This is a genomic window from Providencia sp. PROV130 (assembly GCF_028482225.1).
Lineage (GTDB): Bacteria > Pseudomonadota > Gammaproteobacteria > Enterobacterales > Enterobacteriaceae > Providencia > Providencia rettgeri.
The window spans coordinates 74,133-98,871 of sequence record NZ_JAMPQC010000007.1; the positions used below are offsets into that span (position 1 = coordinate 74,133).

Consider the following 24,739-nt stretch of genomic DNA (forward strand, 5'->3'; position numbering starts at 1 on the left):
AATCAGGGTTACTTGATTTTAGTCAAAATGAAACATACCGACTGGTCGGTATTATTCATCGCATGAATAAATCCGCACAGCATAGAAAAAAAGACCCAATCAAGCTTCAAGTGGAGCTACTGAAAGCTGCTCGCATTATTGCAGGCAGAGAAGGCATTTCTTCACTATCTCTCAATGCGGTAGCAAGGGAAGCGGGTGTGAGTAAAGGTGGGTTGATGCACCATTTCCCCTCCAAACAAGAGCTTATTCATGCCCTTTTCCTTCAATTGCTAGAAATTATGGATGAGCGGATAAGTATCATTATGGAGAATGACAAAAATGCTTATGGACGGTTTTCTCGTGCGTATTTGCACTATATTGGTGAGTTAAAAGCGTCTGATGAAAGTTTTCAACTTGCCTTACTGTCCTTAGCGATGCCAACTGAGCCCGTATTACGTCAGTGCTGGCGAGATTGGGTAACCAATCATTTGGCGAAGGGCGATGAGTTTGATAACAGTTATTTAGGGGCGTTAGTACGTTATGCAGCGGATGGGTTATGGCTTTCGTCATTGACTGAGGGAGAAACATTATCACAGCAAGAACGCGATGCGATTGTTAGTCGGCTAACAGCAATATCATTTGAACAAATTCCATAAGTAAAAATAGCGCATAAGTAAAAATAGCAATAATAACAGTAGTGCAATTTTATTCATAAAATAAGCACATGAGGCGACAGTGAAATATAAAATCAATGCTTTCATTCTATATGATGCAGTTGATGGCACTTTATCTTTAAAAGAAGATGAGGTGGATACGCAGCTGTCGATAACTGCCAATGCATTATTGTTTTACTTTATTCAACACAGAGGCGTTGTTTCTCGAGATGAGGTATTAAAAGCAGTATGGGATGATAATGGATTAGTTTCATCGAACAGTAATTTAAACCAATACCTAAGTATATTAAGAAAAGCATTTCGGCCATATGGTATTGAAAATATTATTGTAACAGTCGCTCGTGGGCGATTAGAATTTAATTCCGATATTTCCCTTGAATTAATTGATGATATTAAAATTCCTCAAACTGAATTAATAACTAGCTTAAGTGAAATAGAAGCAGCAGCGGTTGTTTTATCTCCAATTCCCAAACCCATTTCTGTCCCTAAAGATCCCCAAAGAATAGAATCAACATTGACGCCAGAAAAAAAAGAAATTTGTTGGTATCTCGCTAGTGGTGCTTTTTTATTGTGTTCTGTTTTACTCGCGACGATGGCTTATTTATCAAACCAACCGTCAGTGCCGATTAACATGACGGTACTTGAGCATACTAATTGTGATGTGTTATCGAATGAAAAAATGATCAATAACACCGTAGCACTAAACTATGTACAAAACTTTGATAAAGTAAGAGATAACTTAAATCTAGAATGTGTTGAGAAAGAACGATTTGTTTTTTTCTATGGCGATAAACTGCAAACAAATGGACTGGGGCGAGTGTTCCTAGCGCATTGCGCAGTCAATGAAGACAATCCCTTTAGCTATTGCGATAATTACTTTTACTATTCTTGGAAACCATCATGAAGATATCAGGAAAAGTATTATGCTTACTGAGCTTTTTACTATTTATTATTGTAGTGATTTACACTCAATCGGTTTTATTTTCAAATAAACAAGATGGTTTAATGGTGTGTTCCACGAAAGGCATCATGCGTTTTGAAAACATGAAAGATGAAAACGTTAATGGCAATATTCACTTCAATTTTGGCGCGAATGGAAAAGGATCAATTGTAGTAGAAGGTTATACCGACTCCAAAGCGGGATGGTTGTATTTACAACGCTATGTGAAATTTAGTTACACAACAAAACGAGTTTCCCCAACAGAGCGTCACTATAATATTAGCCAGTGGGAAGCGAGTGCTTCTTCTATTGATGAATCACCAAATGTGATATTTGATTACTTTATGAGAGAAATGTCAGATAGCCATGATGGCCTATTTCTTAATGCCCAAAAGCTCAATGATAAAGCCTTATTACTCAGTTCAATTAATTCTCCTCTTTACATCTGTACATTAAAGCCCGGCAGTAAATTTGACTAATTCACCCTCATTAAAATAAGCTTTGTGGTGAAGCCGTTCACTTCACCGTTAACTGGCAATATCCCTTCCTCTTATTTTCTTTTTATCGTATTCACAAATGTTCGTATTCATAAACTCACTGTGAGTTGCCATCATGATTGCTGATTTACCTCTTGTATAGAATTTAATTCGTGGACACCAGATAGTAGGCAAAGCTTATAACCGAGTGAGCAAACCCACAGTTATCATTTCATAAATTACCCCCCTTTATCAGCCCAATAATATTTTGTTAACAATCTATTTGGCTAACGCTAAATTGGTGTTTAGCCCTTTTTTATCAGCAATACAGATACGTGAATTTTTGATTTTTTTAGCATGGATATGTAAATGGTCTAATAATTCACTCTAATTTTTAGATTAAAACACTAAATATCTATGTTTTGTGGATTTATATTTTGTTTTTATTTTTCGGTTCTATAGTGGGTTTGAAGCCAAAGGTTGCGTTCAATAGATCACCGCGCAGACACCATTGGCGTAAATGATTACCCAGATACTTCAAGGGATATGTACTCGGACACATTAGCTTGGAATATCGAAGGTAAAGAAAAACAAAGAAGGCTTCTCGGAGGAAACAACAATGGGTGATGCATTAGGTCTTATTGAAACCAAAGGTCTGGTGGCTTGTATCGAAGCGGCTGATGCCATGTGCAAAGCGGCAAATGTTGAGCTAATTGGTTATGAAAATGTCGGTTCAGGCCTCGTTACCGCCATGGTTAAAGGCGATGTGGGTGCAGTCAAAGCGGCTGTTGATTCAGGTGTTGAATCAGCACAGCGCGTTGGTGAAGTGGTGACTTCACTCGTCATTGCGCGTCCACACAACGATATAAACAAAATCGTTATTAAGCATAAGGCATAACTTTTTCCGGAGGAAAAAACATGGGTGACGCATTAGGTCTTATTGAAACTCAAGGGTTAGTGGCGTGTATCGAAGCTGCAGACTCGATGTGTAAAGCCGCAAATGTTGTGCTGATTGGTTATGAAAATGTTGGGTCAGGTTTAGTTACCGCCATGGTCAAAGGCGATGTAGGTGCGGTGAAAGCTGCTGTGGATTCAGGTGTTGAGTCTGCCTCTCGCGTTGGCACCGTCGTGACATCACTGGTTATCGCTCGTCCTCATAGTGATATTCAGAAAATCGTTGCCCAGTATAAAGTCACGGAATAAAACAGGAAATTACTTATGAAAGAAGCGCTTGGTCTAATTGAAACTAAAGGATTAGTGGCTTGTATTGAAGCTGCTGATGCCATGTGTAAAGCCGCAAATGTCGAGTTAATCGGTTATGAAAATGTCGGCTCAGGGCTGGTAACAGCAATGGTTAAAGGCGATGTCGGTGCTGTTAATGCCGCGGTTGAATCAGGGGTTGAGGCTGCAAAACGTATCGGGACAGTGGTGACTTCACGTGTGATTGCGAGACCACACAACGATATTGGCAAAATTGCACAACAACACAAAGCCTAACTGATTGGCTGATAAGCCAATAACACGACAAGTTAATGAATTAATTTTGGCTCCGATACGGGGGAAGACATGGTTGCATTAGACAAAGATCTGCAATCCAGACAACTGGCAAGAGAGCTAGTTAGAAACGCGAAACAAGCGCAGAAAGAGTTTGCGACATTTTCGCAGGAAAAAATCGATAATATTGTTAAGCACATCGCGATTGAGTCCGCACTTCATGCAGAAGAGCTGGCAAAAATGGCCAATGAAGAAACAGGGTTCGGTAAGTGGCAAGATAAAGTCCTGAAGAACACTTTCGCTTCAATGCGTGTTTATGAACACATTAAAGATCTCAAAACCGTTGGCATCATTAATGATGACAAAATCAACAAAGTTATGGATGTGGGTGTCCCTCTTGGTGTGATCACGGCGTTAGTACCTTCTACCAACCCAACATCTACCATCATCTATAAAACGTTGATTGCCTTAAAGGCGGGTAATGCCATTGTCTTTTCCCCTCATCCAAATGCTAAAGCCTGCAGTTTTCGTACATTAGAGATTGTCAAAAAAGCGGCATTAGAAGCAGGGGCACCAGCAGGTATTGTGGATGGCGTCACGATGCTGACTCTTGAAGCAACGAAAGAGCTGATGCACAGCAAAGACGTTTCTTTAATTTTGGCAACGGGAGGTGAGGGCATGGTACGTGCAGCTTACGCATCCGGTACACCAACCATTAGTGGCGGCCCAGGTAATGGCCCTGCATTTATTGAACGTAGCGCCAATATCAAACAAGCGGTGAGTGACATCATCACCAGTAAAACCTTTGATAACGGTGTCATTTGCGCTTCAGAACAATCCATCATTGTAGAACGCTGCATTTACAACGAAGTTCATCGTGAACTGCTCGCTCAAGGCGCTTATTTCATGAATGAAGATGAAGCGAAACGCATGGCTTCAATGTTACTTAGAGCGAACGGCACCATCAACCCAGAAGTGGTGGGTAAAGATGCGATCACTTTAAGCCAACGAGCCGGTTTCACTGTTCCGGCTAATACACGTGTGTTGATTGCTTTGCAAGACACCGTATCACCGAAAAACCCATACTCCCGCGAAAAATTATGCCCAATTTTAGGGATGTATATCGAAGAAGACTGGCAGTCAGCTTGCCACCGTGTGGTTGACTTACTGACCAATGAAGGTCTCGGCCATACTTTGGTTATCCACACACAAAATGAAGATGTTATTCGTCAATTCTCTCTGGAAAAACCGGTTAATCGTATTTTGATCAATACCCCAGCGGCACTTGGTGGGATCGGGGCAACAACCAATATCACACCAGCCTTAACACTGGGTTGTGGCGCAGTAGGTGGTGGTTCTAGCTCAGATAACGTGGGCCCAATGAACTTACTGAACATCCGTAAAGTCGGTTATGGCGTACGTTCTATTGATGATTTAAGGCAGCCTGCCCAGTCTTGTACTTCTGCCCAGCCAGTAGTATCAGCAGCCGGCAATCAACCGCAAGTCAGCATTTTTGATGATAACCGCTTCCGTAACCCTGTTGCAGCGACAACGTCAGCGGTGACGGTTAACCCAACAGGCGACGACCGATTTGGCAGCACGGCAACGACGGCTGCGATTGCTGAGGCAGTGGTTTCTCAAGGTGATATTACTGAAGAAAATGTTGAGCAAATCATCAAGGCCGTTCTCGGACGCCTAAATAAGTAACTTATTGGAATAAGGCGGTATAAACCATGATCCTCGCAAAGGTAGTTGGACATGTTGTTGCAACGCAGAAATGCCAAGAACTTAGCGGCAGTAACTTATTGATGGTAACCAAGCTAGGGGATGACCTTGAACCGTTGAAAAACAAAACGTATGTGGCAGTCGACAGTGTTGGCGCAGGTATTAACGACATTGTTTTAGCTGAAGCTTACTTTGCTTTGAATAAAGACCATTACAAAGCCATGTCAGTGGTTGCCATTGTTGAAAAGGTTTATACCAAGGAGTAAAAACAGCATGAACCAGTTTTTGATTAAACCTAAAGTTCAATTCGGTGCGAATGCATTGGACTTTATCTCACACATGAGTGCTCACCATGCCTTTATCGTCACTGACAAAGCGATGGTGAAGTTTGGCTTAGCCGATGAAGTCACTCGCAGGCTAACCCAAAGTGGCATCACATTTTCGATCTACGATGATGTTAAGCCAGACCCTGATATTTCAGCCATTGTTAACGGCATGAAAATCATGGATATGCAATATCCGGATGTGGTGATTGCGCTGGGTGGTGGGTCGGTTATTGATGCTGCGAAAGCTGTTATTTACTCCCTCTGGCACACGAAAAAAGACGTTAATCGAGTTAAACCACAGTTTATTGCCATCCCAACTACCAGTGGGACGGGCTCAGAAGTGACGTCGTTTTCAGTGATCAAATCCCAGTCTGAAAAACTGGTTTTGGTTGATGAATTCATGCTGCCAGATGTGGCTATCTTAGACCCTGCACTGGTGAAGTCAGTACCGGCTTCTATTACAGCTGACACCGGAATGGACGTACTGTGTCACGCATTAGAAGCCTATGTTTCTCGCACTGCATCTGACTTTTCTGATGCCTTAGCAGAGAAAGCGGTGCAATTAGTGTTCGGTCATTTAATTGATTGTTATCGCGACGGTAGCAATTTGGTCGCTCGCGAAAAAATGCATAACGCGTCATGCATTGCGGGAATGGCTTTTACCAACGCCTCACTGGGAATAACGCACAGCTTAGCCCATGCATTAGGCGGCGTATTCCATATTCCTCATGGCCGTGCTAATGCGTTGTTGATGGCGCAAGTCGTGGCTTTCAATGCGGATTTAGAAGGGCGATGCGATAACGAAGCTGCAAAACGTTATGCCCATCTCGCGAAAAATTTAAGTTTACCTGCCTCAACAATACGTGAAGGCGTTGAAAGCCTAATTGTGGCAATCAACGTATTGAAAGATGAAATGAATATGCCAAAAGGCATTCAAGCAACCGGAACTAATGAATTCGATTTTAACGCCCGTTTAGGGGAAATGGTTGGGCAAGCATTGCGCGATAGCTGCACTCCGACCAATCCACGGGATGTGAGCAAGGTGCAACTGGAAGTGCTGTATAGACAGTCTTTTTAACAGTTAACGCTTTTATGTGATGAACAACAAACTAGAAAGAACATCAGGATAGGCTAACATGAATAAATATGCTTTGACCCCACGCGTAAAAATGCTGGCTGAACGCTTAAGTGCCCGCAACAGCTCAATTATTACTGAACGTGCCAATATTTTAGAAGCGCTTGGCAACCAACTGTCTGGCGCACCGCAGGCGATAAAACCTGCACAACGTTTTTATGAATTTATCCGTCACTTTCCTGCATTTATTGCTCAAGATGAGCTGATTATTGGCAGCCAATCATCGACCCCTCGCGGAGCGATTTTTCATACTGAAAATGAAATCAACAGCCACAGTATTTATACCTTTTTAGCTGGCGATAGCACCATCGATGCACCAGATTACTTAGCGGTATTAAACATCGGTTTTTTAGCTATCAAAGCACAGTTAGAGAACAAAGTTAGAAACATTGGTAGCGCAGTTAGCCGCAATAGCATTGATGAGGCTAATAACTGCCGTTCGGCAATTTACGCATGTGATGCGGCTATTCATTTTGCACAAGCTTTAGCATCCAAAGCAGAGAGTATGGCCGCGGCAGAATCTAATCAATACCGTCGTGCAGAGCTACAAGAAAGTGCAGCGATTTTACGCAATGTACCGGCAAAACCGGCGCAAACTTTTAAAGAAGCGTGCCAAGCTTTCTATTTACTGCAACTGATCCTGCATTTAGAAAATGGTAGCTATGCCGTTAACCCAATGGGTTTCGATAAAGCGGTCTATCCATTCTACCAACGTGATATTGAACAAGGCTGTTTGACCCAACCACAAGCTTATGAAATTGTAGAAAGTTTATGGTTGAAACTGGCTGAACTCTCTGAAGTTCGCTCAACCAAGCAAGTTGATGGCTATCCAATGTTCGATGCATTGAAAGACGGCATTTACCTAAATGACCCGCGCGTATGCATTAACGAATTATCAGCCATGATGTTATCCGCACATGAAAACATCAGTACTATCAATAATGGTTTGAAAGTCCGTTTATATTGCGGAAAAAATAGCATTCAGCCGCAATATGCTGCGCCAAATGCCAGCTATGTTGCGCCGGCGGCTCAAGTTGAGACTGAATTCAAAGTGATGGAAGGTTTGACGCCTCGTTTACAGCGCCTGCGTAATCGCTACTTAGAAGCACGCCCAAGTGTGTCTATCTATCGTGCACTCGCTTTCACTGATGTTGTCAAAAATAATCCTGGTTTACCGCCAATTTTATTGCGTGCGAAAGCATTCCGCCGTGCTTGTGAAACTGCGCCAATCTTAATTCAACCAGAAGAACTGATTGTGGGTCATCCTTGTGGTGCACCTCGTGCAGGCGCCTTCTCACCAGATATCGCATGGCGCTGGGTGGTCGAAGAACTCGACACTATGGGAACTCGCCCACAAGATCCGTTCGTTATCTCGGAAGAAGACAAAAAAGTGATCCGCGAGGAAATAGCCCCGTTCTGGGAAGGCCGTTCACTGGATGAAATTTGTGAAGCTCAATACCGCGAAGCGGGTGTATGGGAATTCAGCGGTGAAACCTTTGTCAGTGACTTGTCTTATCACCAAATCAATGGCGGCGGCGATACTTGCCCGGGTTATGACGTGCTGTTATTCACCAAAGGAATGAATGGTATCAAAGCAGATGCTCAGGCGAAACTGGCTGAGTTAAGCATGGAAAACCCAGAAGACATTGACCGTATTTATTTTTATAAAGCGTCAATCGAAACCTGTGAAGGGGTTATTGCCTATTCACATCGTATTGCTGCTCATGCTCGCGAATTAGCGGTGCTGGAATCAGACCAAAAACGCCGTGAAGAATTACTGACTATCGCACAAGTTAACGAAAACGTGCCAGCCAATCCTCCGGCCACGTTACAAGAAGCATTACAAAGTATTTGGACAGTTGAGTCACTGTTTGAAATTGAAGAAAACCAAACCGGTCTTTCTTTGGGACGTCTCGACCAATATTGCTTGCCGATGTACGAAAATGACATCAAAACAGGCTGCTTAACCCAAGACCAAGCATTAGAAATGATGCAAGCATTTATCATCAAATGTGCGGAATTAATGTGGATGTCGAGCGAATTAGGCGCGAAATACTTCGCGGGTTACCAGCCATTTATCAACTTAACGGTCGGTGGACAAAAACGCTCAGGCGGCGATGCATGTAACGACTTAACTTACTTAATTATGGATGCGGTTCGCTTTGTTAAAGTGTATCAGCCATCGCTGGCCTGTCGTATTCACAACCAATCACCACAGAAATACATGGAAAAAATCGTTGATGTGGTGAAAGCCGGTATGGGCTTCCCTGCCTGTCACTTCGATGATTCCCACATCAAAATGATGCTGCGTAAAGGCTTCGATTTTGAAGATGCACGTGATTACTGCTTGATGGGCTGTGTAGAGCCACAAAAATCAGGCCGTATTTATCAATGGACATCAACCGGTTATACCCAATGGCCAATTGCGATTGAGTTTGTATTAAACCGTGGCCGCATGGTGTTATTCGATAGCTATCAAGGTTTAGATACCGGTGACTTACGTGAGCTAAAAACATTCGAAGACTTTGATAATGCTGTGAAAGCGCAGATAGCTCATATTGTTCGCTTATCCGCTATCGGTACCGTCATCAGCCAACGTGTTCACCGTGATGTGGCACCAAAACCATTAATGTCCTTGCTGGTGGAAGGCTGTATGGAAAAAGGCAAGGACGTTGCGGCGGGTGGGGCGATGATCAACCACGGCCCAGGGCTGATTTTCTCTGGTCTGGCGACCTATGTTGACTCGATTGTCGCTATTCGCAAATTGGTTTACGAAGATGGCCGCTACACACTTGAGCAAATTCGTGATGGCTTATTAGCAAACTTTGAAGGCTACGACGAACTACGCCGTGACTGCTTAAATGCACCTAAATTTGGTAACGATGATGACTACGTTGACCAATATGCGCTGGATATTACGGAGTGGACAGAGCGCGAGTGCCGTAAGTACGACATGCTGTATTCAACACTGAGCCATGGAACCTTATCCATCTCTAACAATACGCCAATTGGTGAATTAACCGCGGCGAGTGCCAATGGTCGCTTGGCTTGGATGCCGTTATCGGATGGTATCAGCCCGACACAAGGTGCGGATAAACAAGGCCCAACTGCCATCATTAAATCAATCAGCAAAATGAATGTTGAAACGATGAACATTGGCATGGTGCATAACTTTAAGTTCTTAAAAGGCTTATTGGACACCCCAGAAGGCCGCCATGGCTTAATCACCTTACTGAGAACTGCGTCTATCTTAGGAAACGGCCAAATGCAGTTCAGTTATGTTGATAACGAAATGCTGAAAAAAGCTCAGCAAGAGCCTGAAAAGTATCGTGATTTAATTGTTCGTGTCGCAGGATACAGTGCCTACTTCGTTGAACTCTGTAAAGAGGTTCAAGATGAAATTATTAGCCGTACTGTAATTGAGAAGTTCTAAATCCATGTAGGCAGGTATGAATCTATACCTGCCATTTTATAACAACAATAATAATTTTTGATTTATAAACATAGTTTTAGAGGTGCAATGATGAGCGCGGCAGAGATTAAAGGTCGGATATTTAATATCCAAAAATACTCGATTTATGATGGCGACGGTATCCGAACACTGATTTTCTTAAAAGGGTGCAATATTCGTTGCCCGTGGTGTGCTAACCCCGAAGGGTTAAGTAGCCAGTTTCAGGTGATGTTTTCCCATGATAAATGCGTCAATTGTGGGAAATGTGTTGATGTCTGCCCAACAGGGATCCACTACAAAACCATTAATGAGCAAGGTGAACAAATTCACCGTGTGAATCGCAGCATTGACTGTATTGGCTGTCGTAAATGCGAAGAGGTGTGTATTGGTGATGCGTTAGACATTATGGGGAAAGATGTCACGGTAGCTGAAATGATGGACATCATCATGCAAGATTATGATTTTTATATTTCTTCCGGTGGTGGAGTGACAATCGGTGGCGGCGAAATGAGCCTACAAACTGATTTTGCCGTCGCGCTACTGCGTGAGTGTAAAAAAATGATGATCAATACGGCAATAGAAACGCAAGGTACGACATCGTTAGAAAACTATGAAAAGTTAGCGGAAGTTGTCGATCTGTTCCTCTATGACATCAAACATATTGATACTGCACAGCATAAAAATCTATTCGGTATTGGCAATGAAAATGTTCGCCGTAACCTCGAAAGATTGGTTCAGCTTGGTGCCAATATCGTGGTCAGAATGCCGCTTGTTCGCGGTTATAACGACTCCTTTGATGCCATCACGGGTGCTATCCACTATGCAATGGAATTATCCAAACGCGGCAATGTAAAACGCATCGATATTCTGCCTTATCACCAGTTAGGTCGCGGTAAATACGACAAACTGGACATGATTTATCCGGTTAAGCAAGACCCAACCTATAGTGCAGAAGAGTTAGACCAACTTGAAGCATTCTTCAAACAATTTGATTTCGATATTCGACTGGTTCGTCACTAAGTAGGAGAGACAGATGAAAAGTTTAGGCGTAATTGAAACTCGGGGACTGACATCCGCCATACAGGCTGCAGATGCGGCGTGCAAAGCAGCCAGTGTAGAAATTATAGGCTATCGAAAAATAGGCTCTGGATTAGTATCTGTTTGTTTTCAAGGCGAAATCAGTGCCGTTCGTACTGCGGTTGACCACGGCATTGAAGTAATTTCGAATAGCCAATTATTAGTCGGCTCATTAGTGATTGCGCGGCCTGAAGAAAGTGTGATCAGCAAATTGCTAACAGTGAAAAGTAAAAAAGGCGAGTTAGAGAAAAGCCTTCAGTCGGAAGTAAAAGCAGAAAAGTTAGTGGAAAAAGCAGTTGTTGAAACCAAAACGGAAGCACCAGTGGCTGAAGTCAAAACCGACATCAATGTGAAAGACCTCAAAAATGACCCGCGTAAAGGGAAAAAATCATGATGAATGAGCAATTGATGGGGAAAATACTAGCTCGGCTTTCTGCGTACACTCCAGCACAAGCGGGTATTTCTAACATTGCTATCCCTGTCGGAATATCTAACCGCCATGTGCATCTTTCACAGCAGGATGTTGAAGCGTTGTTTGGTCAGGGATATCAACTCACGCCATTCAAAGATTTAAAACAGCCGGGGCAATTTGCAGCGAAAGAATGCGTCATGGTGGTGGGGCCAAAAGGGTCGATTAGTAAAGTCAGAGTACTGGGGCCTGTTCGCCCAAAAACACAATTAGAAGTTTCAAAAGCAGATTGCTTCGCACTGGGAATTAAGGCTCCTGTTAGGGAATCAGGTGACTTGGTTAATTCGGGCTGTGCGTTACTGATTGGCCCGGCAGGGCATGTCAATCTTGAGTCGCAGGTTATTTGTGCCCAGCGTCATATTCATATGAGCGTGATAGACTCAAGAGCACTAAATGTGGTGAATGGGCAGAAGGTGAATATCCGTACTGAAGGTGAGCGCAGCTTGGTATTCGATGAGGTTGTTGTGAGAGTTGATGAACGATTTTCCCTTGAGTTTCATATCGATACCGATGAGGCGAATGCGGCAGGTTTACGCAATAACGATAGCGTATTCATCGCGGGTTAAGGAATGGTGGCAAAATGAACGAAGAACTGATCGAGCGAATTGTGCAGCGAGTTTTACGTCAGTTAAAGCGACACGTTCTGGTCGTATTATCGCCAGTTGACGGTTACCAGCAAGCCATTTACCAAAGGTTGGTACAGCTAGAGTCTGTTGCTTTTTCCTTTTATGCCACCGCATCCATGCTTCAGTCTTCCCAAGTTGAAAAATGGGCTGAACTGGGAAGTGTTGTAAATAAAAACACCTTATCAATAAATGGGTTAAGCCATTATGACAGCCTGTTTTTACCTTTCATTGATGCAAAAGTAGTTGGTGAGATAGCCAATGGTTTGTTTGCCAGTGAAGAAAGTGAATTAGCCTTACAGGCTTTATCACAAAATATGTCGACCTTAGCATTGAAATACCATTGCTGCCCTGAAAGTGAATTAAGTCAGGTTTTAGGTTTAAATAAAAATGAAAATTATAATCAGTTAATTAGAGAAAATATCTCTAAAGTAATTAAGTTAGGTGTTTATTTTGATTCATTTAATGAAATAGAGAATAAGCTTTTAACTAAAGGTATTGATGAAAATTTAAAACCTGAAATAAATAATGGAAATCAAAATCGCTATATTACTTTAAAAGAAGTAATGAATAACCCTAGGGGGTGCCGTGCGGATGAAAATAAATTAACAGATTTAGCAGTCGATTATTTAAAGTCTCTTAAAAAATAAAATTATTTAATCAAATTAAAAATTAATTTTAATCTTTCTATTTATCGTAGGAGTATTATCTATGTCCCCTAAAGCAAAGTCATGGCTTTGGATGCTGGCGGTTATTATTTCTGAAACTTCAGCAACCTCGACCTTAAAAATGTTTGATAATAGTGAAGGTATGACCAAATCATTATTACTGGCATTAATCGTTGTGTTGTATGTTATTTGCTATTATTCACTCTCTCGTGCAGTTAAATATATCCCTGTTGGTTTAGCTTATGCTACATGGTCAGGTACAGGAATTTTGATGGTTTCTACGCTGGGCATGTTGTTTTATGGTCAACATCCAGATACTGCGGCCATAATTGGAATGGCTGTGATTGCAAGTGGTATTGTGATCATGAATCTATTCTCCAAGATGGGCTCAGATGATCCGGAAGAAACAGAATCATCAAAAGATGAAACTGAGTCTTCATTATTATCAGCAAAAAATAAAACAGCTCATTAATTCAAAGTTAAGGGGAATATTATGTTTACTGGATTTTTATGGTTAGCGCTTTCTATTGGTTCTGAAATAACGGGCACTTCAATGATTAAAAAGACCAACAGTTTTAGCAAACTGGGGCCATCAGTGTTAGTTATTATTGCTTATTGCTTATGTTATTTCGCTTTAACTCGTGCAATGGGCTATATTCCAGTCGGTGTTGCGTATTCATTATGGTGTGGATTTGGTATTGTCGGTGTAACTTTAGTTTCTATGATTTTATATAAACAAAAACCCGATTTCCCTGCGGTATTTGCGATGGGGTTAATTATCTCTGGCGGGATCATTATGAATACATTTTCAACAATGTAATTAACAAGAAGTTTTTATTTCAACCTATTTCCTGTCTTGTATTTTCTGCCCTCAATTTCTAATGAGGGCTATTTTTTGTCTTCCTAGCCCGTGGTGGTCTGGCTACATAAAATGACGTTCTGGCGATAAAACGCAAAATCTGTTGTGTGTTAATTTATTACACATAAGCAATTTAATTCAGGAATAGATTTATGCAAATTATTGAATGGGATGATTTTACCCGTGTTGAAATGCGTGTAGGTACGATTATTAGTGCACAAATTAACAGTAAAGCGAAAAAGCCAGCTTATGTGATGGAAGTCGACCTAGGGGAATTGGGTATCAAGCGCTCTAGCGCACAGATCACCGTCAATTATACGCCAGAAGATTTGATTGGTAAGCAGGTATTATGCGTGTGCAATTTTGAGGTTAAACGAATCGCGGGGATTAAATCTGAAGTATTAATTACCGGAGCGCCTGATGAAACGGGGGCGATTGTTCTTGCGGAGTTTAACTTACCTTTGCCGAATGGTGCCCTTTTAGCCTAATGCTAGTTATACTTCGCGTTGTTGGTTTCACTCACTCGCCCTAGTCACATACTTTTGTATGCTTCTAGGGTCTCGTTTGCTTGCCGCCTACTGTAGTCGGTGCCATCACTGCCATTTATCAGTAAAAAGGTTATACTGCTATCATCTGTATCAGTAGGAGTGTGCCCTTTGCGATTGCCTGAGCTTCATTTTCGCCAATATTCGGACGAAGTCATTTCTCATCAACATGATGGGCAGTGGCAAGTCGTTTTGTCGTTATCTGGGCAAATGGAAATAAACATGTATCGGCAGCACTTTTTACTTAATGCAGGCAAGGGGATGGTGATCCCGCCAAGTGTTAATCACGCTTTTAGTGGGCAGGTCGGCAATCAAAATTATGTATTAGAAATGCCTGCAACAGCACAGTGGGCATTAAGTGAAAAAATGACGGAATTTACTCTGACACCTGCCGCAGTCGGTCTTTTGAATTGGTTGCAAAGTTTTCCACAAGCTCCCGAACATAATTTTACCGTTGCCCGTTTGTTATTGGCTCAGTTAAAACCTGAAAAAAAATGGATTGATGAAGTTTCTCAATGGGTGGAACTGCGTTTACATCATCCTATTAGTTGTGAAGATATGGCGACCGCTTTTTGTATGTCAGTGAGTACGCTTCAACGCAAAATAAAGGTAGAAGCACAATTAACAGCGATGCAATTTTTATTACAAAAACGTATGGAAGCGGCTGGGAGTTTATTATTAACCAACACATCAATAGAACAAATTGCATTAGCAGTGGGCTATGACTCACATTCCGCATTTAGTCACGCATTTCGCCAATTTTATGGTAAAACGCCGAATGAATATCGTTTGCAGAGTGTTAATTTAGAGTAGCTATCTATTCTAAACTTTATTATGCGATAAAAATTGGCAGCCTTGCCAGCAGCCAACTTTTATTTGATTGTCACTTAAAGCATTCGGATCCCTTCAAACGGATTCCAGTTATCCAACCCTTTGGTTTCTTTAATATAGTAGGCATAGTTAGCAATCATTGCCCACATTGCGGACATACCGACAGATACCCCTGTATAAACTGCATTTGGGATAGTTCCACCAATCATAAAATCAATAATATTCAAAACCAGACCAACCCCAATAGTGATACCAAGCATCACTAACCCTTTTTTCCAAAGCCCTAAAATTAGGAAGTAAATAATACCGAAGAAGAAAGCAAAAATGTTCATGTTAATGAGGATACGCTCACCGAAAGAGGCGGCTTTTAACGCCGCTTTGAATTCAGGTGTATTAGGTGCGCCATGCTTGTCAAAGAAATCAAAACGTTTTTGCCATTTACTAGAATATTGTTTCTGTTCCATCTTTATCCCTTGTCTATTAATAATAAAGTCGAGGTTGATAATACTAAGATGCTCGCATAAATATAGGGGGAAATAGTCTTAATATGATTATTGCGGAGCTTTCTTAAAAAAGTGTTAAGAAACTATAGAAAATGGCAAATTACTCGTATATTTACTCACTTACTATTTGACATAAGTTTATTTGCTATTTGGTTTATTATTTATTTGCTTAGAAATTGGATCTGCATAGTTGCCATGTAAAAAATCGGTATTGATATTGGCTTGCTTGAGCTTTAATTCAAGCAAAGCCAGCTGCTTACTCATTGATGTATAATTTGGGTCATCCACTGATAGGCTTTGTATCATGTGGCTAAGTGTCAGTACATCTTTTCTTTGCTGTAATTCTGCAGGTAAATAACCTGAGTTTTTCAATATCCGATACCCAGCCCTGAGCTCAGGCGGAACCAGACTATCATCTTCAAGCTGCAAAGCTTTACCTTCCCCAGCTAAATTTGAAAGTTCACCTCTGCTCAGTGATTCTTGAATGTGGCGTTCAGCCCAAAGGTCGATAACTGACATAATAGAGGCTCCATGAGTTGTTTTTTTACTATTATAACCTTCCATATCAATATAAATAAATTGGCAGATTATTCTTTATTAGGTTTGTTATTCCGAATTATAAGCAAGGTTTTATCGAATGTTAATAAATAAGGGTTTTACAATTTATATAAAATAAAACTGCTAAAAAATGATATTTAATTAGTGATAAATGACGAAAAAAAGCCATAGATAATATGAAAATTGTTATGTTGACCACACTTATCAAAATTAATTTACCAGAATTATTTTGGTTGTAATTACCCACTTTAACTAAATTAATAATATTAATAGCTAATAAAAATGAGTTAGTCCTAATTATGTTGAATTTTATATCTGATTTGCATGAATTTTGTTGATTTAGAGTTATCTAGTTGTAAATAGCAAAAAGCAAAAACATTGTGTAATGTCCGTTTTTCTTGTTTATAAGGAGAAAATATGGAACAAAAAAAGCAAGAGGGAAGCCGTTTTTTAAGAACGGTTGAGTGGTTAGGTAATGCTCTACCACATCCTGTTATTTTATTTATTATTTTAATTGCGATTTTATTAGTTTCCTCAGCAATTGGTCAGTACTTCGGTGTCAGCGTGCCAGACCCTCGTCCCGAAGGTGCAAAAGGGCGCGCAGAAGATGGTATTATTCATATTGTGAGTTTATTGGATGCCGAAGGGATCCGAAAAATTATTGCGAATGTCGTCACCAATTTTACAGGCTTCGCACCGTTAGGAACGGTACTCGTCGCATTATTAGGGGTGGGGATTGCTGAACGAGCAGGTTTACTTTCCGCAGCCATGCGTTTGGTGGTCACCAAAGCCCCTCGAAAATTAACCACAATGGCGATCGTGTTTGCTGGGATCATGTCAAATACCGCGGCAGAGTTAGGTTATGTGGTACTTATTCCGCTCGCAGCTATCATTTTTCATTCATTAGGTCGTCACCCTTTAGCCGGCCTTGCTGCGGCATTTGCTGGTGTTTCTGGAGGTTATTCAGCAAACTTATTATTAGGCACGGTTGACCCGTTATTGTCGGGTATCACTCAACAAGCCGCACAAATCATTGATCCAACTTATATCGTGGGCGCAGAAGCAAACTGGTACTTTATGTTTGCCAGTACTTTTTTAATCACTATTTTAGGTTATTTGATCACTGAAAAAATTGTTGAGCCACAGCTTGGCCCATACACCGGCGGTGCAGTAGATGATGATGAAAATAGCCTCTATGCCTCGGCAAATGTCACTCCGTTAGAGAAAAAAGCCTTATTTTGGGCATCTGTGACTTTTTGGGGATTGGCAGCACTTTTGGCATTAATGGTAGTACCAGAAAATGGAATATTACGTAACCAAGACACTGGGTTAGTGAGTAACTCGCCGTTCTTAAAAGGGATAGTGGTCTTTATTTTTGTCTTCTTTGCTGTCCCCGGTATTGTGTATGGCTATATTGCTAAAACCATGCGCTCTGATAAGGATATCGTGGATGCAATGGCTGGTGCGATGAGCACGCTTGGCTTATATTTGGTTATTATTTTCTTTGCTGCGCAATTTGTTGCTTTCTTTAGTTGGACAAACATCGGGCAAGTTATTGCGGTTAAAGGTGCCAACTTCTTAAATAGTATTGACCTTCATGGTGGTGTACTGTTTATTGGCTTTATTCTTATCTGCGCATTCATTAACTTAATGATTGGCTCTGCATCCGCACAATGGGCTGTCACTGCACCTATCTTCGTACCTATGTTGATGTTGGCGGGCTACGCGCCAGAAACTATCCAAGCCGCGTATCGTATCGGCGACTCGGTCACGAATATTATTACGCCGATGATGAGTTACTTTGGCTTAATTATGGCGATTGTTGTGAAATATAAGAAGGATGCAGGAATAGGAACATTAGTTTCAATGATGTTGCCATATTCAATCATTTTCCTGATCGGCTGGTCATTGTTCTTTATTGTCTGGGTATTTGTGTTGGGCATCCCTGTCGGTCCTGGCTCACCAATTTATTTCACGCCGGGAAGTTAAGTACAGTTTATTTTCTTTATATAAAACTAAAAAAGCTGCTTATTAAGGCAGCTTTTTTATGATTAAAATAAAATGTCAATATCTCATTGTATTAATTGGTTTTTTATTTTTATTTTTACATAAAAAAGAGAATGAACGAGATTCTTTTTGAGTAAATAGCTTAAATTAAATTATAAAAGAGGATGTATTGAAATATTTACTCATAGTTTAGTTTATTGATTTATAAAAGGTTTACTTATATTAGGATGGATTGATACTTTATTTTTTATTGAATTGGTAACAGAATCTTGAATGGATGTAAATAAGTGTCTCTATAAGTGCATTTTTAGAGTATTTATGATGTTTTAATTTGCATTTTTCCTTTTTTCAATTTAAATCCTTTATTTTTTGTTTATCTCTACATTTAATGCTTATTATTTATTATATGGCGGGCTTTGATTCTGATTTGTTCGTATTTTTTTATATGACCATCAGGATTTTAACTTTAAATGACAAGAGGGGTGATGGGTTATTTATTAAATTTCAATTAGTTATGATTTTTATGTTTAGTTACACTCTACAGCTTAAATACACAGTTCAGTTGTATTATTTAACTCGAATGCTGAGTATTATTCATCTCGTTCAGAAATTAAATAAACCCCTAGAAATTAAATAAATCCCTAGAAATTAATTATTAACTAATAAGGTATGCAAGATGAATAAAACATTAATCGCAGTTTTCTTGGCACTAACAACAACTTCTATTTCTGCAATGGCTGCGGATGCTGGTTCAGGTAAAATTACATTTAAAGGTACAGTTAATAGTGGTGCATGTACTATCGCACCTTCAGATATAAATAAAGAAGTTCAATTAGGTAGTATTTCAGCTGCAAATTTAGGAGCTGCAGGTAAAACAGGTCCACTAAATGCTTTTGAATTAAAATTACAAGATTGCCAGTTAGATTCAGGTACACCAGGAACACCTTATTCTAAAGTTAAAATTGCATTTAATGGACAACCAGATGCAACTAAATCAACTTTATGGGCAAATACAGGTAGTGCAGATAATATTGCCGTAGCATTCTTTAATAATGATGGAAAAGCAATCAAACCTGGTGATGTTTTAGAGCAAAAATTAAAAGAAGCAGAAACAACAATTATTTTATCTGCCCAAGTAGAATCAACAGGTGCAGCGACAGCAGGTAGTATTAATTCTGTTGCGAACTATGTATTAAGCTACGAGTAATATCATCTTTATTTACTTGCTAATTGCTTTACGCCTTTTTGGCGTAAAGCCTTTTCTCTGCATTTTTTAATTAAAAGAGTGAAATCATGTATTTTAAGAAAAAAAATATTTGTTATATCATTTCACTTCTTGTATGTGGTGGATATTCTAATGCAGAAACATTTAATATAAATGCACTAAATTTATCTGTCGATGATAATATTGACTTAAGCTATTTTGAAAAAAATAACTTTAGTGAAGGTTTGTATGAGACAGATATTGTTTTAAATGGAAAAAGAATTTTACGTGGCGAGAAAATTAAATTTATTAGCCATGATGGAATAATTGAACCTTGTATTACAGAGAGTGTTATTAAACGCTTTCCATTAACTGAAGATGCAAAAGAAATATTACTATCTTCGGAAGAAGACCATTGTATCAATATTAGTGCGTTGGATAAAAATGTCACTGTCGATTTTAATGACAGCGATCAAATTTTGACAATCTCTATTCCACAAAAATACCTTGCAGCGGTGTATTCATCTTGGGTTAGTCCTGAGCTACGTGACTACGGTATTGCTGGTTTAATTTTAGATTATACGGTTAGTGATAATAATTTTTACCGAAAAGGTTCTGGTAATCGTAATAACCTCAGCGCATTTGGTAATGTGGGTGCTAACCTTGCTGAGTGGCGTTTACGTGCGAATTATCAATATGAAAATAAGCTCGTTAACAGCAGTAATGATAAAAAAAGCCGCTTTGAATGGGACCAAATTTATGCATTCAGAGATATGGCGAGTTTATCGGCAAAATTATTTGTCGGCGAGATTTATATTAAATCTGATTTGTTTGATAGTGTACGCTTTAAAGGGATCAGTGTCTTTACTGACGAAAGTATGATGCCTCCTAACCTTAGAGGGTATGCACCGCAAATCACTGGTGTTGCTGCATCGAATGCGACCGTGACTTTATCTCAAAATGGGCGAATTATTAGCCAAATCAAAGTACCCGCTGGGCCTTTTGTTATTAAAGATTTGAGCCAGTCTGTGATGGGTACAATTGATGTTACTGTGACCGAAGATAATGGTAAAGAAACTACGTTCCAATACACTACCACGAATATTCCATTTTTGACCCGTAAAGGCCAAGTGCGCTATACCATGAATTTAGGGCAACTTTCGCCAGAAAATAATGAAAATATCGATAAGAATTTTATAACAGTTGAAAATTCTATCGGGGTTCTTAATAACACTTCAGTGTTTGGGGGCTTGGTTGCTACATCAAATAATCAATATCGTGCAATCAACCTTGGTGTTGGCCAAAACTTAGGTTTCTTAGGTGCTCTTTCTGTTGATGTAACCCAATCATATGCCGATGTGGGTACAAGAGAAACAGGAAAGAGCTATCGTATTAATTACGCTAAAAATTTACCGAGTATTGATGGGCAATTAACTTTAACTGGTTACCGCTTTGCTGACCGTACGTTTAATTCATTATCTAATTTTGTTGAAAAGAACTTTAGTGATAAATCGCAAGGTGAATTGGATAAAGATAAACATGTATTTTCACTGTCATATGCACAGCAATTACATTTTATGAATGCGAGTGCGAATATTTCTGCATCACGCAAAACCTATTGGAACGGAAAACAAAATAACTATTTTAGTATTGGATTAAATAAATTCTTTGATGAAGGAATTATGAAAGGAGGGAGCGTTTCTTTATCTTTAAATCAATCGCGTAACTCCCGTGATAAAACAGATAATCAAATTTATTTATCGGTAAGTAGGCCATTACAGACTGAAAGCCAAAATGCCTCAATTTCTTACTTTGCTTCTTATAGTGATCAAGATAAGCGCTATACTAATAATGTCAACTACAGTAATTATGTGAATAAAAATACAAACTATAACCTGACAGCATCAACTCAAGACGGTTTATCTCAAGGAAGTGTGAATGCGTTTATTTCACACAGTGGTGATACAGGGCAGTTGCAAATGAGCGGGGCATTATCGGACTCAATGAATTCAGCGAGTATTATGGTGAGTGGTTCAATTACAGCGACACAACATGGTATTTCAGCGCATCGATTAACGTATCGTGACCAATCTCGCTTAGTGGTTGATGTCCCTAAAGCGAAAGGTGTCATCATTGAAAATAGCCATGCTATCACCAACAGCCTTGGGTTAGCGACCATCAGTAATGTACCGACTTATTACAATATGGAATACAAAGTGGATGTCAACAACTTGCCAGATACTGTTAACGTTGAGGATAACGTTTTAGAAACGGCATTAACGGATGGCGCTATTGGTTATATCAAAATGGATGCTGACATCGGCAAATCATTAATTTCACGCATTAAATTGGTGAATGGCCAATACCCACCACTGGGTGCAGTGGTGACAAATACCTCGAATAATAAAGTTTCTGGGATCATTGCAGAATCCGGTATTGTTTACTTAACAGGGTTAAATATGGGCGACCAGTTAAGTATCAGTTGGGGAGAAGGAAAGTCATGCAACTTCTCTGCCGACAGTATTCTGGTAAAAAGCAGTGATGCCATCATGTGCAATCAGTAAAATAACGAAAAAATGGGTGAAAAATGACATTCTTTAAAAAGGTAATTTCGGTTGTTTTATTATCTGGCGTAATGACGCAAGCCCAAGCAGTATTAGGGCTTGACCGGACTCGTATTATTTTGAATCAAGCGGATGGCGGTACGAGTGTAGTCGTTGATAACCAAGATAAAACATCATCATTTTTAGCACAGACATGGATAGAAACCGCCAAAGGCGATAAATTAACAAACTCTTTAGTGGCACTCCCCTTTTTACAGAAAATAGGGCCGCTACAGAAAAAACAAATTAAAATTACGCATATGGAAGGGCTGAACACCTTACCGCAAGATAGAGAAAGTTTATTATATTTCAATGTTCTTGGAATCCCACCACAAGGCAAAGAAGCGAATGTGGTGCAGTTTACCATCCAATCACGGTTGAAACTGTTCTATCGCCCAAAAGGAATTAATTACCCATTATCTGCGGATAAAGATTTTCAACAGGATCTTAAAGTCGCTAAGCAAGGGGAAAGCTTAAAATTAACTAACCCAACACCATTTAATATTATTGTTACGAATATTAATGTGGATAGAAGCAAGGATAACCAATTTCCAGAAACTGTTGTTGCGCCTTTCAGTGATGCAGTTGTCACATTGAAAAAAGCATCTTTAAACAGTTTTGAGGTTGCTTATATTGATGACTTTGGTGGGTTAAAGTTTAATAAATACCAATGTGATTCATCACAGTCTTGCCAGTTATTGCCACAGGCGAAAAAATAAATGAAAAGCTTTAATCATACAAAAAAAGATCACAAGAAAAGACTGATTAAAGGCATATTAGGGTCTTTATTATTACTCTCAGGAGCGTCGTCTTATGCGGGGGTAAATTGTAAACCTGGCAGTGGGAATGCCTGGTTTCCTCTACCTTTGATATCGATTGATATGAATACAACTCCTGGTCCTATTCCTATAGGCACTGAGTTAGGCAGTGGACGCTCGATGATGGCATGGGAATGTAATTTTTCGGGATCTGTAGCGGATAGAACGATTTGGTTTTATAACCAAACGCCAGCCCAGACTAAGGCATATCTCTTATCTAGTGGTATTCAGGTTTATCAACATTCTTATAGCCTTAGCAAGGTTGTTGAGATTACGGCACCGAACACACCGCGTTTAGAAGTAGGTTCTTGGGGGGTAGGTACACAAAATATTGGGTTATGGCATGTGTTTACGCTAAAAAGAGGATATGGTGAGCTAAAATCTTTTGATACAGGAAATTTTGTTGTTGGTTATCATACAGATGGAGTAGGGCAACGTATAGGAGACTTATATACTATCCGTCTAGTTGGGAAGTTGGTTAACTATTGTCCCACTCCGATAGTAACAATGAGCGATAAAGTCGTTGATTTTAAAGAGCTTACTCCTGAGCAATTCAATAATGGTAAAACGGTTAAAGAGAATTTTAATATCACGTTAACGCCTATTTCTACTTGTGAAGCGGCACTTGAAGTTAGCGTGGCTTTTCAAAGTAACAGTGGTGTTGTGAATAAAAAATATTTGATGTTTGACAATGGGTTACAAATTGCAATTACGGATAAAAATTTAGGACAGGAAATCAACTTTGACCAGTATTACTATAAAGGTCAAATTTCTCAGCAACGACCTGGAAGCTACCAATATACTGCTGAATTATCGAATAAAAGTAATGATCCAATTAAATCAGGGCAATTTAGTAATACTGTAAATGTATTATTTTCATACCGTTAACGTTACCTCATCTTATTTCATGAAAGCCCATCATATTGAATATGATGGGCTTTTTTGTTTTCATGGTTTCAATCAATTTAGCCATTTATAGCTTTAAGTCTTATTATTTTATAGATGTATGTTTCACTCTATCTTGGGGATATAAAATGCCATCAAAAAGAAAATGTTAACGTTTGGTTAATCGATAACATTTCACATTGAAGATTTGTTAGATAAAAAAACTGTATTTTTAGGATATGTGAGATAAGTAACCATATTTGATGATGGCATTTACCCGAAAAATGATGAGTTCGCTAGACAATGTTTCATACACCTTACTTATATTAAGGGTAAATCATATATTAATAGTCAAAAATCAGATATTTTAATAAATAAAATTAATGTTTTGTTTTATTTATTACTCGTATGTGAATTTGTTATTTTTATTTTATTTAATTAGTATTGCTCGCAGTTAGTTATTCTTATGTTATTCAGTATCTACTTTGTATTTTTCAGAAAGGAAATAAAAATGGCAGCTAGATATCCTATTGCCAAAATAGTAGGGAGCAGAATAAAGAAGCTTAGAAGGGAGTATGGACTAACGGGAACTGAAGTGGCAATGGCTTTGAATGTTAGTCAACAACAGTTTTCTCGCTATGAACGAGGTATTAATAGAATAGATATCGATTCATTAGTTATGATTGCAGACTTCCTTAAAGTCAGTGTTCATTATTTCCTTGAAGATATAGATTTAGAACAATCAAAAAATTGGACCTCTGAATACAATTCATTATTAAGTCATGGTTTTTATTCAAAAAATAAAAAAAATGAAGATTAGTATTTGTTTTAAGGATCTCCTTATATTTACGGTTCATGTTAGTGGTTATATTACTTCACATGTTATCGG

26 protein-coding genes are annotated in these 24,739 nt (G+C 39.4%); 24 read left to right on the plus strand and 2 right to left on the minus strand.

Going from position 1 to position 24,739, the window contains the following annotated elements; all coding sequences use genetic code 11:
* Nucleotides 1–62 precede the first annotated feature (62 nt).
* The 18 genes from PSF28_RS06530 (at nt 63) to PSF28_RS06615 (ending at nt 15,254) form a co-directional block, all read left to right on the plus strand.
* Nucleotides 63–635, plus strand: coding sequence for a TetR/AcrR family transcriptional regulator (locus tag PSF28_RS06530; protein WP_210839021.1), 573 nt, complete (start codon nt 63–65; stop codon nt 633–635).
* A gap of 79 nt (nt 636–714) precedes the next feature.
* Nucleotides 715–1,557, plus strand: coding sequence for a transcriptional regulator (locus tag PSF28_RS06535; RefSeq protein ID WP_210838998.1), 843 nt, complete (start codon nt 715–717; stop codon nt 1,555–1,557).
* On the plus strand, nt 1,554–2,072 hold the full coding sequence (locus PSF28_RS06540; protein ID WP_210839000.1) for a FidL-like protein: 519 nt from the start codon (nt 1,554–1,556) through the stop codon (nt 2,070–2,072). Before PSF28_RS06535 ends, PSF28_RS06540 begins: the two co-directional genes overlap by 4 nt.
* 616 nt (nt 2,073–2,688) lie before the next feature.
* A complete protein-coding gene (locus PSF28_RS06545) occupies nt 2,689–2,967 on the plus strand; it encodes a BMC domain-containing protein (RefSeq protein ID WP_004249182.1) in 279 nt (92 codons plus the stop codon).
* Between the two features lie 20 nt (nt 2,968–2,987).
* Nucleotides 2,988–3,272 carry a BMC domain-containing protein gene (locus tag PSF28_RS06550; RefSeq protein ID WP_042845468.1) on the plus strand — a complete coding sequence of 95 codons (285 nt, stop codon included), beginning with the start codon at nt 2,988–2,990 and terminating at the stop codon, nt 3,270–3,272.
* A 15-nt stretch (nt 3,273–3,287) separates the two neighbouring features.
* Nucleotides 3,288–3,566 carry a BMC domain-containing protein gene (locus tag PSF28_RS06555; protein ID WP_004259063.1) on the plus strand — a complete coding sequence of 93 codons (279 nt, stop codon included), beginning with the start codon at nt 3,288–3,290 and terminating at the stop codon, nt 3,564–3,566.
* Between the two features lie 69 nt (nt 3,567–3,635).
* A complete protein-coding gene (locus tag PSF28_RS06560) occupies nt 3,636–5,270 on the plus strand; it encodes an acetaldehyde dehydrogenase (acetylating) (RefSeq protein WP_210839004.1) in 1,635 nt (544 codons plus the stop codon).
* 26 nt (nt 5,271–5,296) lie between these two features.
* Nucleotides 5,297–5,554 (plus strand): EutN/CcmL family microcompartment protein, encoded by a 258-nt coding sequence (locus PSF28_RS06565; protein ID WP_210839006.1) that lies wholly within the window; start codon nt 5,297–5,299, stop codon nt 5,552–5,554.
* A gap of 7 nt (nt 5,555–5,561) precedes the next feature.
* A complete protein-coding gene (locus PSF28_RS06570; RefSeq protein WP_210839009.1) occupies nt 5,562–6,692 on the plus strand; it encodes a 1-propanol dehydrogenase PduQ in 1,131 nt (376 codons plus the stop codon).
* 58 nt (nt 6,693–6,750) lie between these two features.
* The gene (gene cutC, locus PSF28_RS06575; protein ID WP_272684804.1) at nt 6,751–10,182 is read left to right on the plus strand and encodes a choline trimethylamine-lyase; all 3,432 of its coding nucleotides are present in this window, start codon (nt 6,751–6,753) and stop codon (nt 10,180–10,182) included.
* An 87-nt stretch (nt 10,183–10,269) separates the two neighbouring features.
* Nucleotides 10,270–11,220, plus strand: coding sequence for a choline TMA-lyase-activating enzyme (gene cutD / locus PSF28_RS06580; protein WP_210839012.1), 951 nt, complete (start codon nt 10,270–10,272; stop codon nt 11,218–11,220).
* A gap of 13 nt (nt 11,221–11,233) precedes the next feature.
* On the plus strand, nt 11,234–11,671 hold the full coding sequence (locus PSF28_RS06585; protein WP_210839014.1) for a BMC domain-containing protein: 438 nt from the start codon (nt 11,234–11,236) through the stop codon (nt 11,669–11,671).
* The gene (pduL, locus tag PSF28_RS06590) at nt 11,668–12,312 is read left to right on the plus strand and encodes a phosphate propanoyltransferase (protein ID WP_272684805.1); all 645 of its coding nucleotides are present in this window, start codon (nt 11,668–11,670) and stop codon (nt 12,310–12,312) included. The genes PSF28_RS06585 and pduL overlap by 4 nt, the downstream gene beginning before the upstream one ends.
* A 14-nt stretch (nt 12,313–12,326) precedes the next feature.
* On the plus strand, nt 12,327–13,019 hold the full coding sequence (locus tag PSF28_RS06595; RefSeq protein WP_272684806.1) for a hypothetical protein: 693 nt from the start codon (nt 12,327–12,329) through the stop codon (nt 13,017–13,019).
* Nucleotides 13,020–13,080: 61 nt separating this feature from the next.
* Nucleotides 13,081–13,509 carry a DMT family transporter gene (locus PSF28_RS06600; protein WP_210840418.1) on the plus strand — a complete coding sequence of 143 codons (429 nt, stop codon included), beginning with the start codon at nt 13,081–13,083 and terminating at the stop codon, nt 13,507–13,509.
* 21 nt (nt 13,510–13,530) lie between these two features.
* Entirely contained in the window at nt 13,531–13,857 is a 327-nt protein-coding gene (locus tag PSF28_RS06605) for a DMT family transporter (protein WP_004907976.1), read from the plus strand.
* A gap of 191 nt (nt 13,858–14,048) precedes the next feature.
* On the plus strand, nt 14,049–14,384 hold the full coding sequence (locus PSF28_RS06610; protein WP_210840417.1) for a tRNA-binding protein: 336 nt from the start codon (nt 14,049–14,051) through the stop codon (nt 14,382–14,384).
* Between the two features lie 168 nt (nt 14,385–14,552).
* Nucleotides 14,553–15,254 (plus strand): AraC family transcriptional regulator, encoded by a 702-nt coding sequence (locus tag PSF28_RS06615; protein ID WP_210840416.1) that lies wholly within the window; start codon nt 14,553–14,555, stop codon nt 15,252–15,254.
* A 74-nt stretch (nt 15,255–15,328) separates the two neighbouring features.
* Here PSF28_RS06615 and PSF28_RS06620 read toward each other — a convergent pair whose 3' ends face one another.
* Together PSF28_RS06620 and PSF28_RS06625 are read right to left on the minus strand one after the other, a co-directional pair.
* Nucleotides 15,329–15,736 carry a DUF2628 domain-containing protein gene (locus PSF28_RS06620; protein WP_004907987.1) on the minus strand — a complete coding sequence of 136 codons (408 nt, stop codon included), beginning with the start codon at nt 15,734–15,736 and terminating at the stop codon, nt 15,329–15,331.
* A 177-nt stretch (nt 15,737–15,913) separates the two neighbouring features.
* The gene (locus tag PSF28_RS06625) at nt 15,914–16,294 is read right to left on the minus strand and encodes a DUF1992 domain-containing protein (RefSeq protein ID WP_210840415.1); all 381 of its coding nucleotides are present in this window, start codon (nt 16,292–16,294) and stop codon (nt 15,914–15,916) included.
* Between the two features lie 456 nt (nt 16,295–16,750).
* On the opposite strand from PSF28_RS06625, the gene PSF28_RS06630 reads away from it, so the two are divergent.
* The 6 genes from PSF28_RS06630 to PSF28_RS06655 all read left to right on the plus strand — a co-directional run bounded on the left by PSF28_RS06630 (nt 16,751) and on the right by PSF28_RS06655 (nt 24,670).
* On the plus strand, nt 16,751–18,322 hold the full coding sequence (locus tag PSF28_RS06630; RefSeq protein ID WP_210840512.1) for an AbgT family transporter: 1,572 nt from the start codon (nt 16,751–16,753) through the stop codon (nt 18,320–18,322).
* Between the two features lie 694 nt (nt 18,323–19,016).
* On the plus strand, nt 19,017–19,547 hold the full coding sequence (locus PSF28_RS06635) for a fimbrial protein (RefSeq protein ID WP_115167985.1): 531 nt from the start codon (nt 19,017–19,019) through the stop codon (nt 19,545–19,547).
* An 86-nt stretch (nt 19,548–19,633) separates the two neighbouring features.
* On the plus strand, nt 19,634–22,108 hold the full coding sequence (locus tag PSF28_RS06640; protein WP_272684807.1) for a fimbria/pilus outer membrane usher protein: 2,475 nt from the start codon (nt 19,634–19,636) through the stop codon (nt 22,106–22,108).
* A 23-nt stretch (nt 22,109–22,131) separates the two neighbouring features.
* Nucleotides 22,132–22,866 carry a fimbrial biogenesis chaperone gene (locus PSF28_RS06645; protein ID WP_272684808.1) on the plus strand — a complete coding sequence of 245 codons (735 nt, stop codon included), beginning with the start codon at nt 22,132–22,134 and terminating at the stop codon, nt 22,864–22,866.
* Entirely contained in the window at nt 22,867–23,853 is a 987-nt protein-coding gene (locus PSF28_RS06650; RefSeq protein WP_272664396.1) for a fimbrial protein, read from the plus strand.
* Between the two features lie 508 nt (nt 23,854–24,361).
* The gene (locus PSF28_RS06655) at nt 24,362–24,670 is read left to right on the plus strand and encodes a helix-turn-helix domain-containing protein (RefSeq protein ID WP_210840283.1); all 309 of its coding nucleotides are present in this window, start codon (nt 24,362–24,364) and stop codon (nt 24,668–24,670) included.
* The last annotated feature ends 69 nt before the right edge of the window (nt 24,671–24,739 follow it).